This window comes from Bacillus sp. AR2-1, assembly GCF_008368755.1.
In the GTDB taxonomy this organism is placed as follows: Bacteria; Bacillota; Bacilli; order Bacillales; family Bacillaceae_G; genus Bacillus_A; species Bacillus_A wiedmannii.
This window is the reverse complement of record NZ_QORY01000017.1, coordinates 134942-154040: the sequence shown is the minus strand read 5'-3', so window position 1 is coordinate 154040 and position 19099 is coordinate 134942. Positions and strand designations below refer to the sequence as shown.

Genomic DNA, 19099 nt, shown 5'->3' with positions numbered 1-19099 from the left:
AAAAATAAAAACTAGGACACTATCATGATATAATACGCTTAGGTACAGGTCAATATCATACTACTCATAATAATAAGAACTTTCTGTTTATTTCTATTTTCCCCATTTTTCTTCTAACATCACCATTATATTTTTTATATGTGCATGAATAACTTCTCTTTTCGCTTGATCACTAAATTGTTCTAACGCTAATGAAGGAAACCAAAATAAATCTCCTTGTAACTCTTGCATATCTTCTTTCCATGAAAAATCACTTGTAACATAAGCAATATGCTTAAAACCTTGCTTTTGCAAATGATTTGTCCATTCTTGCAAACGACCTTTTTCATTTTTTTGACTTTCTACTAAATACGTAAATGCAGGTAGTAAAAGTACTCTTCCTTTATATTCTCTTTCCAACTCCATACTCAACAATTCGATAAATTCACCTTGTTCTACTACCATTTTCATTTCTTTTGCTGCCGAAATTGATAAAAGTGGTATAACACCAGTATCTACATAATCTCTTGCTTGCTCAAACTGCTCCACATCTTTTACACTCCATTTCAAATGTCTTCCCTCCCTTCATTTTCAAATGACAGAACTTTCACTTTATATATATTAAACCATACTAAAAGAGGTAAAAAAAGAAAAACTACCTATATTAAGGTAGTTTTTCTTAAAAAAGTCTGAAATTTGTAAAATTTTATGAATCCAAATGAATTCTATAACATCTTTAACTCAGCTGTTAACTTATGAAACGCTTCCTTATCTTGCTTATCCAGCGCTTCATCAATTTGTTTCAAAAGACGTTCTCTTCTAAAAGAAAATACACTTTCTTCTAAAAATCTTTCTGCAAGTAAACGATCTTTTTCATTTACTTCAATATGCTTTGGTAAATACGGGTTTTCTTCTAATACAGCTACATAATTGGCATTTTGAAACGATGATTTAAAATTGAGTTGAATATAAATATCTTCATCTCGATTTAAACGAATATCATGAAACGATTTTTCAGCATCTGTTGTCATAACATTTTGTTTAAAAAAGTGAAATGGTGTGTCTTTCACACAATTCGCGGACATCACTAAACCACGCGGACAATATTTTGCATGCTCTACGAAGTGGACTTTATGCATCAATTGGTCATGACTCATTAAATAATTCAAAATCCATACACATTCACGCTGTTTCAGTTGGTAATTATTCAAAAACCATTTTACAAAATCCTTCTTCTCGTTTACAGAAACAGGGGTATTCATAGCAATTAAGTCCCTCCTCTGTCTTTCTCTTTTCTTTTTAGATTCAAGAAGCGGTATTCAGTTTCCTTCCAACTTATGAAAAATCCTCTAAATTATATAACAATTCTTCAATATGAATTTGTGTCGGGTCTAGTTGTATTAACTGAGTAAATACTTCTTTCGCCTCTTTTCGCATACCTTCTTCCAATAAGAAATAACCGTACTCTTCCAAGAAGTCTGGATGATTCTTAAAAGAAGTATATGCACTTTCATAGTGTTTTAATGCATCCGAATACATTTCTAATTGTTTTTTTGCAAACGCAAGATCCCAAAGTAGTTGTGTATCTGGTTCTCCGCTGTCAATCGCACGCTCTACAACTGCAATTAACTCTTCATATTTTTCTTGTTCTTTTAAGATATACGCATATTTTAATATCGCACCTAAATGTCCTGGATCTAACTCAAGCGCTTTTTGAAGCACTTCCTCTGCTTCCGCTATTCTTCCTAATTTCGCCGCAATGTTCGCTAATTCTACATAAAATGGTACAGAAAGCTCATCTACTTTAATTCCTTCTTGAAGTGTTTCATAGCTTTCTTGAAGCATTCCTTCTTTTTCATAGCTTTTCGCCAAATACATGTACAGCGATGCATACTCCGGATCTAATTCTTTTAGTTCTTGCCAAGCACCAATTGCTCTTTGATATTCTTCACCTTGGTATAATGTGAAGGCATATCCAAATAATGAGTGGATATCTTTTTGTTCCTCTAAACCTGCTTCATAGTAAGAGATCGCTTCTTCCCAATTTCCAATCGCACTTAACGTTTCTGCGAGGCGAAGTGCAATGACAACACCACCCATGACTTTATGTTCTGCTAATAGCGACTCATAATGAGTGATTGCCTTTTGTTCTTCACCTTTACTACTATATAACTCTGCTAATCCAAACGTAATAACAGGTTCGTCAGGCATCATTTCTTTCGCCTTTAATAGTTTTTGTTCTGCTACATCATCGAAACCTTGCATTTGGAATAAATCTGCAACAAGTAATAACGATTGAACATATAAGTCATCATTTTCTGGAATATCATGAAGCACTTCAATCGCTTCATCTTCTTTGTCTAGATCAATATATAATTCTGCTAAAAATACAGTGAATTCACTTTCTTCCGGATACAATAAACGCAAGTCTTCTGTAATAGCTAACGCTTCATCCGTAAATCCAAGTGTATGATAATAGCGAGCGATATCATACTTCTCTTCATCATTCGCAATTTTTAATTGTTCTTTTAATAATTGTAATCCTTTTTCCGCTTCACCATTTTCAATATATGAAACAGCTTGTTCAAACTTTTGCATAAACGTCTCCTTTAATTCTAACAAATATTATTTTCTGTTCATTTACCCCGATTGGTGCGGGCTAATAATCAGTGAGGGGATGAGCATCCCCTCACTGATTAAAGTTTCACTTTATCATAAGCAACTAGGTGTACGAACGCAACCTTTAGAATGAGCATACTTCATCTTGTACTTTCACTGACAACGATTCAAACATGACACCGATACCGCATTACTACTTTCTATTGTACCGTTTTCTTTCATTACCGTGCAAATAACTTCCCTTATTAATTATTAACACGCACGGATCAAGCTTTACAGGCCTTCATTTAAATAAAAAAGACTCCTATATTAGGAGCCTTCACAAACTCTTAAGAGTATGTTTCTTCTTTCTTTACTTGCTCGTTTACAAGCTCTTTCAATAATTCTATAATTTCATCATTTTCTTCTTTCAAACCGACAGTAATACGAATACCATCATGTATACCAAATGCAGCACCAGAACGAACAATATATCCTTTCTTCATTAATCGTTCGAAAGCCTCATTACCAGGAATACCGAGTTTTAAGAAAATGAAATTTGTTTGAGATGGATAATAGAATACGTTATATTCCTTACAAAATGCGTAATATTGATTTAATCCTTCTTCATTTTTTTTCACACATTCTTGTAAAAATACTTGATCTTCTAATGCAGCGAGTGCTACAGCCTGCGCTACAGTCGATGTATTAAATGGTAACCTTGCTACTTCTAGCTGCCCGATTAAATTCGCATTACCAACCGCATATCCGATACGGAAAGCAGCTAAACCATATGCTTTTGAAAACGTGCGTAAAACCATAAGATTTTCATACTGTTCAAGAAGTGGTAATGTTTGCGGATAGTCTTCTGCCCCCGCATATTCATAATATGCTTCGTCCATAATAACGAGCGCTGACTTAGGAACTGATTCTAAAAATGAAAGTAAATTTTGTTTCTCTACATATGTACCTGTCGGATTATTCGGGTTACAAATCCATACAATCTTCGTTTTATCATCTACTTGCTGTAACATCGCATCTAAATCGTGAATGCCATCTTTAAGTGGTACTTCACGAACTTCTGCTTCTTCAATAACAGCATGGTGATGGTATTGCGAGAATGTTGGATTCGCCATTACAACATTTGTTCCTTCATGTAGTAATGCACGACTAATCATTTGAATGACTTCATCTAATCCACTACCAAATAACAGTTGTTCTGCTTTGACACCTAACTGCTCTGCTACTTTTGTCCGAAGTTCAAATGCATATCCATCTGGATAAAGAGCGTATTGACTCGCTAAAGAAGTTAATGCTTCTGTTACGCGTGCTGAGCAACCGAATGGATTTTCGTTCGATGCTAATTTCACAATTTTTGATAATCCATATTCCCTTTTTACTTCTTCAATATTTTTCCCAGGTACATATGCTCTCAAAGTTAACAATTGCTCTTTCACTCTCATTTTTCTTCCCCCAGTCGTTTTATTCAATTCAATTACAATAAGGTTGTAATTTCTCACTGTAATCGTTTATCTTAACCGTCACTATTACGAGGATACCTTTAAACAAGCACTTCTTAGCTCTTAAACCATATCCTTTTGAAATGCCTCTAACGCAATATGAACAGTCTCATCTGGAATAGATACGACATTCACTCCCCCATATTCCTGCATTAACACCATATGAATTGCTCCAGCGTTCGCTTTCTTATCTTGTTTCATCAATTGAACGAGACGCTCTACACTCAAATCACTTGGCATTTTTGGATATCCGTACTTTAAGAACCACTGCTTCATCTCTTCATAAGAAAGATTAACCTTGTACACTTGCTCACTTAAAAACAAGGCAAATAACATTCCAACCGCTACTCCGTCACCGTGAGTAATATTTCCATATCCTAGTTCTTTTTCAAGAGCATGGCCTAACGTATGTCCAAAGTTCAAATGAGCACGTACACCTTTTTCTGTTTCATCTTGCGATACAATGTTTGCCTTTACAGGAATTGCCTTCGTTAATATATGGATTAACTTCTCATCACGAAGATCCGCTAATGTTTGCACTTCTTCTTTTAACCAATGATACAGCTTTACATCACCAATAAGAGCATGTTTTATCACTTCTGCATAACCTGAACGCCACTCTTTTTCAGGAAGTGACTGTAAAAACGGCGTATGATATACAACTACTTCCGGTTGATGGAATGCACCGATCATATTTTTACCTAACGGATGATTGATCGCTACTTTCCCACCCACTGCGCTATCGTGAGCTAATAAAGTCGTTGGAACTTGAACGAAGCGAATTCCACGCATAAACGATGCAGCAACAAAACCAGCTAAATCTCCAATCATCCCGCCTCCAAGTGCAATAATTAAAGAATTTCTATCTAATTTATTTTCAAGAGCTGACGTATGAGCCGCATAAAAATTTTCAAAAGACTTCTCTTTTTCGCCACTCGGTACGACAAATGAAAATACTTTTTGCTTTATTTGCAACGCGTCTACAACTGTCTGTAAATGTAAAGACGCAACAGCTTCATCTGAAATGATCATGATGTTTGACACAGATGGCTGCATGTTTTGAACAATCGTTGTCAACTTTGACAACGATTGTTTTCCTACATGTACATCATATTCTTTTGATTTCGTTTGAATATGTATGTTTCCCATTAAAATCCCCTCGCATATTCATTATGTTTCTCAATATTTTCACGAATAAGGTCCATACGATCTAATCCGAATTGTTCTATTAAAGCTGTCGCTAATTCCCAAGCCACAACCGCTTCTGCAACGACACTAGCTGCTGGCACAGCACAACTATCTGAACGTTCAATACTTGCTGTAAAAGGCTCTTTCGTATCAATATCTATACTTTGAAGAGGTTTATATAGTGTAGGGATCGGTTTCATCACACCGCGCACAACAATTGGCATTCCAGTCGTCATACCGCCTTCTAATCCACCTGCATTATTTGTTCTTCGTGTATATCCATGTTCCTCATTCCACAGAATTTCATCATGAACTTCACTTCCCGGTCTATGCGCTGCTTCAAAACCAATTCCAATCTCGACACCTTTAAAAGCATTAATGCTCATAATTGCAGCTGCTAATTTTGCATCCAGTTTTCGATCATAATGCACATAGCTACCGACCCCAATTGGCATTCCTTCCACAATCACTTCAACGATTCCACCTATTGAATCACCATTTGCTTTCGCATCATCAATTGCTTTCATCATTTGGTTACCTGCTGCTTCATCTAAGCAACGTACAGGTGATGCTTCTGTAATACTTTTTAATTCTTCAATTGAACTATAGGTAAATTCCTGAGCCTGTACACCGCCAATTTCAATTACATGGCCCGCCACTGTAATACCAAGTTCTGCTAACACTTTTTTAGCAACCGCACCAGCAGCAACACGCACTGTCGTTTCGCGTGCTGAAGAACGCTCCAGTACATTTCTCATATCTCTATGACCATATTTAATCGCACCATTTAAATCAGCATGCCCAGGTCTTGGTTTTGTTACTTTCCTTTTCATTTCTTTTTCTTCTTGTTCCGTTAAAGGCTCTGCGCCCATAATTTTTGTCCAATGTGCAAAATCACGATTTTCAACAACAAGTGCAATTGGAGAACCTAATGTCTCTCCATGTCTAACACCACTTACAATTTGCACTTGATCTGTTTCAATTTGCATGCGTCTACCACGCCCATGCCCCTTTTGCCTTCTAGCTAACTCTTCATTTATATCATCCGCTACTAAAGGCAGTCCTGCCGGAACACCTTCTATAATCGTTGTAAGTTGTGGACCATGAGATTCACCAGCTGTAATATATCGCATACGTTATTCCTCTTTTCGTATATGTATTTATCCCGCTATATTAAGCAATGATATTATCTTTCCTTACTCTAAAAATATGAAAGAAATTATATATTTGATCAGCCATTCGCTTATTCTCCGATAGGCCTTTTACTTTACATATCAATATATCATAACAGCTCTAACTTCGTAACTAATTGAAACAAAAAAAGTGCAAGAAGAATACCCCTATTCTCCTTGCACTTTCTACTATTATCACAGTGATTAAAGCGTTTACAAATTATTTCAAAATAATTAGTAAATCCATTCATTCATTAATTTTGAGTAGTCAACTAATTCTTCTTCCTTAAAGAAAATAGCAATCTCGCGCTCTGCACTTTCTAACGAATCAGAACCATGGATAATGTTTTTCGCAACAGTTACACCGAAATCTCCACGAATTGTTCCAGGAGCTGCTTCATGTGGTCTTGTTTTACCCATCATGTTACGAGCTGTATCTACTACGCCTTCACCTTGCCATACCATTGCGAATACAGGTCCAGATGTAATAAAGTCTACTAATTCACCAAAGAAAGGTTTCTCTGTGTGCTCAGCATAGTGTTGTCCAGCAATTTCCGGAGTGACTTGCATTAATTTTGCACCAACTAATTGAAAGCCTTTTTTCTCAAAACGAGCTACGATTTCCCCAATGAAGGCACGTTGTACACCGTCTGGTTTTACCATTAGAAATGTTTTTTCCATAAAAAATCTCTCCACTTCTGAATTATGTATGTAATTGTATATCCCCACACACATATTAACACCCTTATCACAATTGCGCAATAGTTTTGAAATAGAGAGATTATTTTATTTTTTAGAAAAAACACTAAAATTTTCGTTTCCCAATATACTTTGCTACATTTTGTAATGCATACTTCGCTTGTCCACGCGGAAGTGGTTTTATGATTTCTAATGCTTTATGTAAATAACGTTCACTAAACGCAAATGCTTGATCAATAGCGTCACTATTTTTTACAGCCTCAATAATTCCTTTCATTTCGTCCGCTGTTGTATTTTCATGTACAGATGTGATTTTCTTACGAAGCACGGGATCTTCCATAGCGTATAGGGCAGGAAGCGTAATATTCCCTTGTAACAAATCACCACCAGCAGGTTTTCCAAGCTTCTCTTCTGTGGAAACGAAGTCTAAAATATCATCAATAATTTGATACGACATTCCTACAAAATACCCATACCAAAATAGTCGATTTACCGTATCACGATTAGCGCCAGCAGCAATTGCTCCTAGTTGACAACTCGCAGCAATTAATAAGGCTGTTTTTCTCTTTATTCTTCTTAAATACGTTCGTAAATTTTGGTCATAATTGTACTTATCTTTAATTTGTTCAATTTCACCTTTACACACTTCTAAAATGGTATGCGATAGCGCCTGATGCGCCTCTGGAATTTCGATATTTGTTATACATTCAAGAGACTTAGCGAACAAATAGTCCCCTGTATACATTGCAATACGATCTCCCCATTTCGCATTCACAGTTGCACTACCACGTCGTAAAAATGCAGCATCAATAACATCATCGTGAACAAGAGAAGCCATATGAATAAGTTCTAACGCAACAGCTACATGTTTAATTGCATCTAACTTATAATCTCCAAATTTTCCCGCAAGCAACACAAATACAGGACGAATTCGCTTCCCACCAGCTTCAATAAGTTGTAATGCCGCCTCTTCTACCAATGGCTGTTCAGAAGCAACTGTCTTTTTTAATTCTTTTTCTATCACATTAATATCCGATCGTAAAAAAGAGTACATAAGTTGTAACTTCATATTGTTCACCTTAACCTAAAACTTCTTTTTTCTTTTTTCTTTTTTCTTTTTTCTTTTTTCTTTTTTCTATTTTGATTCTGGTTTCATACCTAAGTGCATCGCTGCTACCCCAAAAGTAAACGGCTTCACTTGTACACGTTCAAGTCCAGCTTTTTCGAACATATGAGCCAATTCTTTCATACCTGGGAATGTACTAGCAGATTCTTGCAGCCATGAATATTCTTTAAAACTTTTCGCAAATAACTTTCCAAATAACGGCATGATATATTTAAAGTATAAAATATACCCTTGTCGAAAACCAATCATTGTTGGTTGAGATGTTTCTAAACAAATCACTTTTCCACCTGGTTTTACTACACGCGTCATTTCTTTTAATACGTGCATATAATCCGGTACGTTACGTAAACCAAATCCAATCGTTACATAATCAAACGTGTTATCTTCAAATGGAAGTTCCATTGCATTCCCGTGTAAAAGTTCTACTTGTTTTAATTGTAACGCCTCTACCTTTTGCTTACCGACAGATAACATATTTTCACTGAAGTCTAAACCAACAACCTCGCCCTGTTCACCTACCGCTCCAGCTAGCGCAATTGTCCAGTCCGCTGTCCCGCAGCATACATCAAGAGCTTTGCTACCTGGTTTTACATCCATAATGCGCATCGTCTCTTTACGCCACGCTTTATGTCTTTGAAAACTAATGACAGAATTCATCACATCGTATTTATCAGAGATTTTCTCAAATACATCATGTACTCTTTCTTCTTTTGATTGTTGCATGCTCGTACCTTCTTCCAATGTAAAATTGCTTATGTCTTCGATTTATCTCTTAACACAGAGTTTATTTCGCTTATATCTGTGTGGTTTTCCAAATATTGATTTTCTTTCTTTCTGAGTTCCATCATCCATCCATGAATAACTGTTTCTACCTCCGCTTTATCCTTCATAATCCCTTGAACTGCTTGAAAAACAGGTGAATGTTGTTTATCAGCGTGCAGTTCATATTCTTTTTGAAGACGGTTTTTTCCTAGTACATACGTTATAAACGGCTTCCAATGCGATAAATGAAAATGATCACATGTTTTTTGCAAGAGTGCAGACTCAATCGTTACTACACTTTCCATTATGTCATCCATCGTTTCATGCGCTTTTTGATATAACATTATTTTGTGTTCATTAATTTCTTTAATTCCTTCAGCAAGCGCACGAATTAAAACAATATCACAATTCATAGACAGTAAGTAATAATATAACCCGCTATAGTAATCACCAGCAAGCACTGTTAACTGGCGACGTTTATGCGATTCATTTGCTTCTTCTCCTGCTTTATTTGATACTCTTTCATGTGTATCAAGTGCAATTTGCACAAGCATAATCGTTACTACATAATGCTCAATTTGTTCTATATGTAAATTTTCACTTTTTAAAGCACCATATAACAATGCTATTTTTTCTTCATCAATAAATGGTTCTTCAATATAGTTTATAAAATAAGGATGGCGTAATTTCTCCATCAATTTCTCTCTTATACCCGCATACCCTCCGTAGATGTCACACACAAAAATCACCCTTGTTTTCTAATTCATAAAACTTATTATAACACATACATTCTATTTTCTATAACCAAAACTTGGCTACTCTTTCCAAACTTCCACCGAACTAAATAACATCTTCCATTCTTTTTAGTAGTCTTTCTATTCTCGCTCTGCCTTGCTAAAACTATATCATTTATTTACATAAAAAAAAAAGAAAAGCAGTTTCCTACTTTTCTTTACTTTGTTTTAATAAAAGATAAAATTTCACTACGTGCAGCTGCATCATTTTCTAACACACCACGTACTGCTGTTGTTACAGTTTTCGCGCCCGGCTTTTTCACACCACGCATCGTCATGCACATATGTTCCGCTTCTACTACTACCATTACACCATGCGGTTCTAGTACTTCCATAATAGAGTTCGCTACTGTTGATGTAATACGTTCTTGCAGTTGTGGACGACGTGCAATTGTATCTACAGTTCGAGCTAATTTACTTAACCCTGTCACTTTTCCGCCTTGCGGAATATATGCAACGTGAGCAACTCCATAAAATGGAACTAAATGATGCTCACACATCGAATAAAACGGTATATCTTTTACTAGTACAAGCTCCTCGTGATCTTCTCCGAACACTTTATGCAAATGTTCTTTCGGATCTTCATGCATACCCGCGAACACTTCTGCGTACATTTTTGCCACACGCTTTGGTGTATCAAGTACTCCCTCACGATTTGGGTCATCTCCGATTGCCTCTAAAATAAGGCGTACTGCATGTTCAATTTGTTCTAAATTAACTTTTGCCATCCGCTAGCCCTCCCGAAAACCTAAAAGTGATACGAACACATTCTAGCATATTTATGTTTTTAAAAGCAAAAAGAAGAGTTCCCAAAAAGGAAACTCTTCTTCCCTGTTAATATGTAAGGATTATTTAACCGCATCTTTTAACGCTTTACCAGGTTTGAATGCAGGTACTTTACTTGCAGCGATTTCAATCTCCTCACCTGTTTGTGGGTTACGACCTTTACGAGCCGCACGCTCACGAACTTCGAAGTTACCGAATCCGATCAGTTGTACTTTATCACCTTGTTTTAAAGCTTCTAAGATAGAATCAAAAACAGCGTCTACTGCTTTTGTTGCGTCCTTTTTAGAAAGGGAACTTGCTTCTGCAACAGCATTGATTAAATCTGTCTTGTTCATGCCATTCACCTCCTCCCAAAGATAAGACTGTATAATGATCATAAAATGAGTCTTACTTTCATTTGTAGGCAATTTTTACAAATTCTATACTACAAAGATGTAGATAAATCATTATCAACGCCTATATTATACGATTCTCCTTTATAATTCAATATTTTTAAGGAAATTGTTACTCTTAAAATGTGAAAATCTGATGAAACTTGACAATTTACAACAATATATTAGATAATGACTGTTTATTTTGCTATTCTATACGCGAAAATCAAAAAAAATCCCTCTACGATGAGAGGGATTTTTTCCTATAATATAATCGCAATTAATCCGCCAGATCCTTCATTAATAATTCTTTCTAGCGTTTCTTTTAATTTATATCTCGCATTTTCTGGCATTAAAGATAGTTTCGCTTGAATGCCTTCTCGAACAATAGAGCTAAGTGAACGTCCGAATATATCAGAATTCCAAATTGATAATGGGTCATCTTCAAAATCCTGCATTAAATAACGAACCAATTCTTCACTTTGCTTTTCAGTACCAATGATCGGCTCAAACGTTGACTCCACATCTACTTTAATCATATGAATAGACGGAGCTACAGCTTTTAATTTCACACCAAACCTTGAACCGTGACGAATAATTTCTGGCTCATCTAAGCTCATGTCAGCTAACGCAGGCGCTGCTACACCATATCCTGTTTGCTTTACCATACGCAGGGCATCCGCCACTTGATCGTATTCTATTTTCGCATGAGATAAATCGAGCATAAGCTTTAATAAATGATCTTTCCCTCGAATTTCTACTCCTACTACTTCTTTTAAAATTTGATCATATAATTCATCTGGTGCATATAAATCAATCTCTGCTACACCTTGCCCCATATCAATGCCAGCTAAGCTCGCTCGATCAATAAATTCATACTGACTAAACTGCCAAACGACACGGTCCACATCACGAAGACGTTTTATATCCTTCACAGTCTCTTGAACAGCTTCTTGATAACTTTGGCGTAACCAATGCCCTTCATTTAACACCATCACCCAGCTCGGAAGGTTAACATTCACTTCTAAAACCGGGAACTCAAATAAAGCTTCTCGAAGCACATTGTACACATCTGTTTCCCTTAAACTTTCTACACTCATCGCAATGACTGGGATATCATATTCTTCAGATAAACTTTGGCGCAATTGCTCTGTATCTGGATGATACGGCTGTACAGTGTTAATGATCATAATGAAAGGTTTTCCGACTTCTTTTAACTCATTTACTACGCGTTCTTCTGCCTCTATATAATCTCTTCTTGGAATTTCACCAATCGTTCCATCTGTTGTAATTACAACACCAATTGTGGAATGTTCTTGAATTACTTTACGTGTTCCGATTTCTGCAGCTTCATGGAATGGAATAGGTTCTTCATACCAAGGAGTATTAATCATGCGCGGGCCATTCTCATCTTCATAACCTTTTGCTCCTGGAACCGTATATCCAACGCAATCTACCAATCGAATATTCACTTCAAGACCTTCATCTACTTCGATAGAAACCGCTTGGTTTGGAACAAACTTCGGTTCCGTCGTCATGATTGTACGACCAGCAGCACTTTGAGGCAGTTCATCCTGCGCCCTTTGACGGTCAGACTCATTCTCAATATTAGGAATAACTACAAGTTCCATAAATTTTTTAATAAATGTTGATTTCCCTGTTCGAACAGCTCCTACAACTCCAAAATAAATATCACCGCCTGTGCGTTCCGCAATATCTTTAAAAATATCTACCTTTTCCAAGTGATTCCCTCCCTCAATATTTTTGGGAATAATTCCACATTTATAGTCAACTAATACCTTCTCTAACGTTGCCTATAATATCTGATATAATATAATGGTATTCTAGAAGTTCGGACAATATATCATATAATTTTGTCCAATTTCATATGACTATTAAAAAATACCTTTTGTTTGCATCGCAAGTTGTGTAACATAAAAAACCTTTCTTCTAGAACTTATTCACTAAAAGAAAGGTTCATGACTTATGATTTTAAAAAAATTGGTTCTCCATTCTTTACCGTATACGGTAAAGAATACGCAGGTACAAATGGAGAATCTTTCGAAAGTATATTCCGAATATCTTCCCCTTCCTTAAATTGCCCTTCATTTTTTTTCAACGCTTCATATAAGTCGATTCGATAATCAATATAAATTTCTCCCTTTTCATTGATTACAAAAGGAAGCCCTTTACCAGAATACGGACTTGTCACTTGCGGCACATCTTTATATCCTAGTTTTTTGAAATCTAATTCATACACACCATCTGAAATTACCTTTTTAAAAGGCGGATATTGATGTTCATCCCGATACATCCTAAGCTTTAATGATAATTCCTGGATTTGTTCAGCCATCCTAACATCAATTAACTTTACTGTCGGGTTTGTTTCAACGTCTATTAATACGTATTGGTATACTCCTCCGCTTTCATACGCATTTCCTGGCGCTTCTTGTATGTAACGCGGAGCAATCTTTTGAAAATCGATTGGATACTTTTGATAAATAGGCGTACTCATATCCCGCGTCTTAATTGGCAATACCCCCTCATTTTGCTCCTTAAATGTCACTACAGCTTTTTGAACAACCTGTATCTGATCTTCATAAGGAACGGCATTTTGTTTCATATTTTCTTTCGGATACAGACATCCTGTTAAAAGGCTCATACAACAAAATATTAAAATAATATGGACTTTTTTCACTAGCAATCACCTTTTCATACTAATATAACTTGCTCCGTATGTAGCATTTTCGAGACCATTCCCTTTACTGCTGTACAGGTCCACTAAATACAACAAGAAAAATAACAATTCCTGACACAATCATAAGGGTGTACGCTACTAACGCTGTAATCCCTTTCAAAAATTTATTCTTTATTTTGTATCTACTTAGCAAAATAAAACTTACTGCAAAAAACATAAATCCAATTGCTCCTAAAGCAAACCACATTTTTATGAGCCCTTCTGACATATACACACCCCTTTTTATCAATCTATTTTTATACTATTTTAACAAATTAAAATCTTTAAACAAATAAAAAAAGAACATTTTACTACAAATTACGAATATATAACTTTAATCAACAGGTTTTTTCGCATCTTCCACTAATCTAAATAAAAATAAAACCGAAGCGAGTGTATCTCTCGCTTCGGTTGACCAAATATGCCCAAAACAGCTCTATTCCCATACTTTCATGGCTATCATATGCAATCTACAAACTCTTTGTTTCTTATATTTTATTTTTTAAACATTTTGCTTAACGAACCAAAATCAGCGGGCATATTATTGTTAATAATCGCTTTTACAATTTGATCCTCTTGTTCTTTCGGCACTTCACGTCCTGCCATAAGAGCCACTTGATGAATCAATTGACGAAGCACAGTCTCATCACGTAAATTCGCATTCTGTACAGATGATGCTAATTTAAAAATATCTTCTTTATTCACTTTCGCTTCTTTTTCAATGTTATTAAAAATGTTATTATCCATTCTTTTCACCCTCTCCTCAAGTTACTCTTCATCCTATGCAAAATTAAAAAAATGGTGAAAAGACCCATAAAAATAAAAAGCGACAGAAGTACAAATGTACTTCTGTCGCTTTTCTTTAAAGTAAGTCAGGTATAGCTTCCACTTCATGTTTTCGAACACGTCCCATTAATGAGCCTACTGCATCTTTCACATCATTCCCATTGAATAGCACGTCATATAAAGCAGCTGTAATCGGCATTTCAACTTCCATTTTCTCTGCTAATTCGTGAGCAGCTTTCGTTGTTCTTACACCTTCTACAACCATACCCATGCTTTCTAACACCTCTTCTAAAGAGTGTCCTTTTCCAAGCATATTTCCAGCGCGCCAATTTCGGCTATGAACACTTGTACAAGTTACAATTAAGTCTCCCATACCAGTTAGACCAGCAAACGTTAATGGATTTCCGCCCATTTTTCTTCCTAAACGAGCAATCTCCGTTAAACCACGTGTCATTAATGCCGCTTTCGCATTATCACCTAATCCAAGTCCATCAGTTATCCCAGCAGCTAATGCGATAATATTTTTTAACGCACCACCAAGCTCAACTCCAACGATATCTGGATTTGTGTATACACGGAAGTAACTATTCATAAACAAATCTTGTACTTCCTCAGCCGCTTCCATACGCTTTGCTGCAGACGTAACAGTTGTCGCTTGACGTAAACCAACTTCTTCAGCATGACTCGGTCCAGATAGTACAACAACATCTTTAATCAAGTCCTCTGGAATTTCTTCCTCAATCACTTCTGAAATACGTTTTGATGTACCAGGTTCAATCCCTTTACTTGCATGAATCCAAGTAGTCGGACCTGCTACATATTTCTTCATATCTTGTAATACCTCTCTATACGCTTTCGTTGGTACTACAAAAAGTACTACATTTACATCTACTAATGCTTCTTCTAAAGAAGAGTAGGCTGCGATTGTGCTTGGCAATGTAATTCCTGGAAGGTATCGACTATTCTCATGTTTTGTATTAATCTCATCCATAAGTTCAGAACGATTTCCCCAAATACGTACATCATGTCCATTGTCAGCTAATACCATCGCTAACGCTGTTCCCCAGCTACCTGCTCCAACTACTGTGATTTTTGTCATAAAATCACATCCTCTCCATTAGTCTCTTGCTCTAGCGATAATGTGAATCGGCGTTCCTACAAAACCGAACGCTTCACGTAAACGATTCTTTAAGAAGCGCTCATATGAAAAGTGCATTAATTCTGTATCGTTTACAAATATAACAAATGTTGGTGGTTTTACCGCAACCTGTGTCGCATAGAAGATTTTCAGACGGCTACCATTATGAGTTGGTGTTGGATTCATCGCTACCGCATCCATAATTACATCATTTAATACGTTCGTTTGAATACGGATACTATGGCTTTCATTTACTTCATTAATAACTGGTAATAATGTTTGTGTACGTTTTTTCGTTTTCGCAGATAAGAATACAATCGGTGCGTACTCTAAAAATTGGAAATGAGCACGGATGTTTTCTTCAAATGCTTTCATTGTTTTTTCATCTTTTTTCACTGCATCCCATTTGTTTACGACGATAATAACAGCACGTCCTGAATCATGAGCATATCCAGCAATTTTTTTATCCTGTTCAATAATTCCTTCTTCTCCGTCTAAAACGACTAAAACAACGTCAGAACGTTCAATCGCTCTAAGTGCACGAAGTACACTATACTTTTCTGTGCTTTCGTATACTTTCCCTTTTTTACGCATACCAGCTGTATCGATGATTACATAATCTTGACCATCTTTACTATATGGTGTATCAACAGCATCACGTGTCGTTCCCGCTATATTACTTACAATTACACGTTCTTGACCAAGAAGTGCATTTACAAGTGATGATTTCCCTACATTTGGACGTCCAATTAAAGAGAAACGGATTGTTTCATCATCATACGCTTCTTCTTCAATCTTTGGAAAATGATTTGCAGCTTCATCTAACAAATCACCAAGTCCTAAACCGTGTGTACCTGAAATCGGGAATGGCTCGCCAAATCCTAACGCATAAAAATCATAAATATCACTACGCATTTCTGGATTATCAACCTTATTTACCGCAAGTACAATTGGTTTTTTAGAACGATATAAAATTTTAGCAACTTCTTCATCTGCTGCAGTTACACCATCGCGACCATTCGTCATAAAAATGATAACATCTGCTTCATCAATCGCTACTTCCGCTTGTTGACGAATTTGTGTCAAGAACGGCTCGTCTCCAATATCAATTCCACCTGTATCAATAATGTTAAATTCATGATTTAACCATTCTCCCGCACTATAAATACGGTCTCGCGTTATACCTGGTATATCTTCTACGATTGAAACTCTTTCTCCAACAATTCTATTGAAAATAGTAGATTTTCCTACGTTCGGGCGGCCTACTATTGCTATTACTGGTTTCGGCATATACTTTCATCCTTTCAACTTGCTTCTGTTTATTATGTAAAAAACCCTTCTTTGTGCAAGAAGGGATTTGCATTCCAGAATATTTCTCAGCGTATCAAAACACCTCACATTATACCACACGTTACTAATGTTTCACAATAATATATACATTCTCTTGTAAGCGATGCGCAATACCATCTAAAATTGCCTCTAAATTATTTGCAACAAATTCTAACTCATCTGTCGATTCACAAGTAAACAAAGGGGCACCACCAGCAAATTTCTCCGGCGTTGTTGTAATAACCGCGAGAATTACACTTTCTAACATCATCTTTTATCTCCCCTTCCTTTCGGGGCTTCCGATGACATATGAACAGCACTTTCTAACGTCGGCACATTCCCTATGACACCTATCGCTTTCTCTGCATCTTGATCTTGTGGCAAGACAAAAATCCCAACCCTACCATCTTCTAAATCACGCTTTGCCAACGGCACAAGCGCTGGCGTACCAGAATCTCTATAAATCCCTAAAGCAACAGAAACATCATGTAAAATAGCTTGTCGTTGTCCTAAGTTTGAGATTGTCACCATCGCATCAATTGTTTTCGGCCTTAAAATAAAGCCCATTCCGTATTTCATAATTTCCTCTTGCCTTGCTGGTAATCCAATATTCATAATGTAAATATTATCAATATACAGCCCCGCTCCTTCAAAACGAAGTGGAACATGCTCGATATCAACAAGATCATGTAACCTTCTGCCAGACATTAATTTTTTCGCGATAATAAATGCGATTATAGCCATAATTACTCCAGCAATCCATGAATGGAATCCTATATACGCAAACGTCGTTGCAAACGACGTTAACATCGCCAAATAGTTTCGACTTTCAAAAACTAATGCAATCCCTTCAATATATGTATTTCCACGCGGTACGAGCTCATATCCATCTAATTGTTGAAGGGTATTTCTTTCCATATTACGCACATCACGAAACTGTGTTGCTGCTAATGTAAGAAATGTAATAGCAGAAAAATCTTTTTTCAAAATTGACGGAATCGCAATCGCTCCTAAAGCCGCTGCAATTAACCCCATCGCAACGTGAATAATTTTTCCATGGAGCCTCGTCGGATACTGACGCGTATCTGTCCGGAGCATTAGCACTCTCGTTACTGTCCCCGCTATTACTCCGCATAAAATGGCCGTTGTATATTCAGTCATGTATTACCCTCGCCTTTCTTTTACGTGCTTTCCTCTTGAACTGTTCCATGTATACTGATGCTTTTGCAATCCAAAACAAAATTGCCATGAAAAATGTAGCAACGGCGACGATATCAAAAAACGCTAAACTTCCGTAATCATAAGGGAAATGTAGTTTTCGAAAAATAAGTGTCACTAACAATTCCCCCTGTAACATTCCTATATAAAGAGAACATAATCGTAATATGCGATCCTCATGCAATAAAACCGATGCATACACAAGAGCAACACTTAACAAAAACAACCTGTCCACCACAATCCAAATCGGATCATATACTTCTAACAAATAAAAACTTGTATATAACATTGCAATAATAAGTGCCGAAAGTAAGCTATATAATTTTTTCCAAATAGAATATAGTGCGATTCCTATAAAAGCAACAATACAAAGCAAAAGTGCATTTACTGATACCGTGAATGAAGCAATCGTTACATGTAACGGAGAGCAAATAATAAAAATCAATATACAAGCGCTTATCTTCCACCTCATAGAGTCCTTTTTCATAAAAAAAGTTACAACAATCCACCCTATCCAAGCTAAAAAATAAAAAGTACTCCCTTCCATCATTTCACCTCCTATGTTTTCCATTATGGGAACTTTTTATGAAAGTTAATCCACTTTCTTCGCGCATAGTTTTTTCATATAACAGCAACACTTTTAATAAGGAGGTGCTATTCATTATGGGTAAAGATCGTCAAGAACGAAAACTAAGAGAATCACGACGCGTTGAATCTGATCGTGACCAATCACTACAATATCCGGGTGCAACTGGACTGGATACACCAGAGCAAGCCCGAAAACAAAATCAGCACTAATGAACACAAAAAGACGGTTTCGATATTGTACGAAACCGTCTTTTACAAAATTATTTTAATGATTTTTACTTATATCAAAATAACATTTAACATCCGAA

General features: G+C 36.3%; 22 protein-coding genes. 1 reads left to right on the top strand and 21 read right to left on the bottom strand.

Annotation, left to right across the window (positions count from 1 at the left end; genetic code table 11):
• Nucleotides 1-93 precede the first annotated feature (93 nt).
• The 21 genes from DT250_RS19495 to DT250_RS19395 all read right to left on the bottom strand — a co-directional run bounded on the left by DT250_RS19495 (nt 94) and on the right by DT250_RS19395 (nt 18750).
• Nucleotides 94-549 (bottom strand): YpiF family protein, encoded by a 456-nt coding sequence (locus tag DT250_RS19495; protein WP_048543535.1) that lies wholly within the window; start codon nt 547-549, stop codon nt 94-96.
• A 155-nt stretch (nt 550-704) separates the two neighbouring features.
• Nucleotides 705-1241, bottom strand: a complete 537-nt coding sequence (locus tag DT250_RS19490; RefSeq protein ID WP_001095922.1) for a ReoY family proteolytic degradation factor — start codon at nt 1239-1241, stop codon at nt 705-707.
• Between the two features lie 73 nt (nt 1242-1314).
• The gene (locus tag DT250_RS19485) at nt 1315-2577 is read right to left on the bottom strand and encodes a tetratricopeptide repeat protein (RefSeq protein ID WP_088062701.1); all 1263 of its coding nucleotides are present in this window, start codon (nt 2575-2577) and stop codon (nt 1315-1317) included.
• A gap of 350 nt (nt 2578-2927) precedes the next feature.
• Nucleotides 2928-4040, bottom strand: coding sequence for a histidinol-phosphate transaminase (hisC, locus tag DT250_RS19480; protein ID WP_088062699.1), 1113 nt, complete (start codon nt 4038-4040; stop codon nt 2928-2930).
• A gap of 120 nt (nt 4041-4160) precedes the next feature.
• A complete protein-coding gene (gene aroB, locus DT250_RS19475; protein WP_149213559.1) occupies nt 4161-5246 on the bottom strand; it encodes a 3-dehydroquinate synthase in 1086 nt (361 codons plus the stop codon).
• Entirely contained in the window at nt 5246-6418 is a 1173-nt protein-coding gene (gene aroC, locus DT250_RS19470) for a chorismate synthase (protein ID WP_087985544.1), read from the bottom strand. The genes aroB and aroC overlap by 1 nt, the downstream gene beginning before the upstream one ends.
• 273 nt (nt 6419-6691) lie before the next feature.
• Nucleotides 6692-7138: a nucleoside-diphosphate kinase gene (ndk, locus tag DT250_RS19465; protein ID WP_000415885.1), complete on the bottom strand. Its 447-nt coding sequence runs from the start codon at nt 7136-7138 to the stop codon at nt 6692-6694.
• 124 nt (nt 7139-7262) lie between these two features.
• Nucleotides 7263-8225 (bottom strand): heptaprenyl diphosphate synthase component II, encoded by a 963-nt coding sequence (gene hepT / locus DT250_RS19460; RefSeq protein ID WP_000776075.1) that lies wholly within the window; start codon nt 8223-8225, stop codon nt 7263-7265.
• Between the two features lie 66 nt (nt 8226-8291).
• Entirely contained in the window at nt 8292-9005 is a 714-nt protein-coding gene (menG, locus tag DT250_RS19455; RefSeq protein ID WP_087985543.1) for a 2-heptaprenyl-1,4-naphthoquinone methyltransferase, read from the bottom strand.
• Between the two features lie 29 nt (nt 9006-9034).
• On the bottom strand, nt 9035-9784 hold the full coding sequence (locus DT250_RS19450; RefSeq protein ID WP_141542766.1) for a heptaprenyl diphosphate synthase component 1: 750 nt from the start codon (nt 9782-9784) through the stop codon (nt 9035-9037).
• Between the two features lie 212 nt (nt 9785-9996).
• Nucleotides 9997-10566 carry a GTP cyclohydrolase I FolE gene (gene folE / locus DT250_RS19445; RefSeq protein ID WP_001151478.1) on the bottom strand — a complete coding sequence of 190 codons (570 nt, stop codon included), beginning with the start codon at nt 10564-10566 and terminating at the stop codon, nt 9997-9999.
• Between the two features lie 120 nt (nt 10567-10686).
• Nucleotides 10687-10959, bottom strand: coding sequence for an HU family DNA-binding protein (locus DT250_RS19440; RefSeq protein ID WP_001043860.1), 273 nt, complete (start codon nt 10957-10959; stop codon nt 10687-10689).
• A gap of 299 nt (nt 10960-11258) precedes the next feature.
• Nucleotides 11259-12737, bottom strand: a complete 1479-nt coding sequence (spoIVA, locus tag DT250_RS19435; RefSeq protein WP_000416519.1) for a stage IV sporulation protein A — start codon at nt 12735-12737, stop codon at nt 11259-11261.
• 242 nt (nt 12738-12979) lie between these two features.
• Nucleotides 12980-13693, bottom strand: coding sequence for a hypothetical protein (locus tag DT250_RS19430; RefSeq protein WP_149213558.1), 714 nt, complete (start codon nt 13691-13693; stop codon nt 12980-12982).
• A 64-nt stretch (nt 13694-13757) separates the two neighbouring features.
• Nucleotides 13758-13961, bottom strand: a complete 204-nt coding sequence (locus tag DT250_RS19425; protein WP_001288995.1) for a DUF2768 domain-containing protein — start codon at nt 13959-13961, stop codon at nt 13758-13760.
• Nucleotides 13962-14227: 266 nt separating this feature from the next.
• Entirely contained in the window at nt 14228-14479 is a 252-nt protein-coding gene (locus DT250_RS19420) for a stage VI sporulation protein F (protein ID WP_000369753.1), read from the bottom strand.
• Between the two features lie 115 nt (nt 14480-14594).
• Nucleotides 14595-15617: an NAD(P)H-dependent glycerol-3-phosphate dehydrogenase gene (locus DT250_RS19415; protein WP_149213557.1), complete on the bottom strand. Its 1023-nt coding sequence runs from the start codon at nt 15615-15617 to the stop codon at nt 14595-14597.
• A gap of 18 nt (nt 15618-15635) precedes the next feature.
• Nucleotides 15636-16946: a ribosome biogenesis GTPase Der gene (gene der, locus DT250_RS19410; RefSeq protein WP_001125888.1), complete on the bottom strand. Its 1311-nt coding sequence runs from the start codon at nt 16944-16946 to the stop codon at nt 15636-15638.
• A 124-nt stretch (nt 16947-17070) separates the two neighbouring features.
• Nucleotides 17071-17256, bottom strand: coding sequence for a capping complex subunit for YIEGIA (locus DT250_RS19405; RefSeq protein ID WP_000979052.1), 186 nt, complete (start codon nt 17254-17256; stop codon nt 17071-17073).
• Complete coding sequence (locus DT250_RS19400) at nt 17253-18146, bottom strand: YIEGIA family protein (RefSeq protein ID WP_149213556.1); 894 nt, start codon at nt 18144-18146, stop codon at nt 17253-17255. Before DT250_RS19400 ends, DT250_RS19405 begins: the two co-directional genes overlap by 4 nt.
• On the bottom strand, nt 18139-18750 hold the full coding sequence (locus tag DT250_RS19395; protein WP_149213555.1) for a YphA family membrane protein: 612 nt from the start codon (nt 18748-18750) through the stop codon (nt 18139-18141). Before DT250_RS19395 ends, DT250_RS19400 begins: the two co-directional genes overlap by 8 nt.
• Nucleotides 18751-18866: 116 nt before the next feature.
• Here DT250_RS19395 and DT250_RS19390 point away from each other — a divergent pair, with 116 nt between their 5' ends.
• Nucleotides 18867-19001, top strand: a complete 135-nt coding sequence (locus tag DT250_RS19390) for a YpzI family protein (RefSeq protein ID WP_000513900.1) — start codon at nt 18867-18869, stop codon at nt 18999-19001.
• Nucleotides 19002-19099 lie beyond the last annotated feature (98 nt).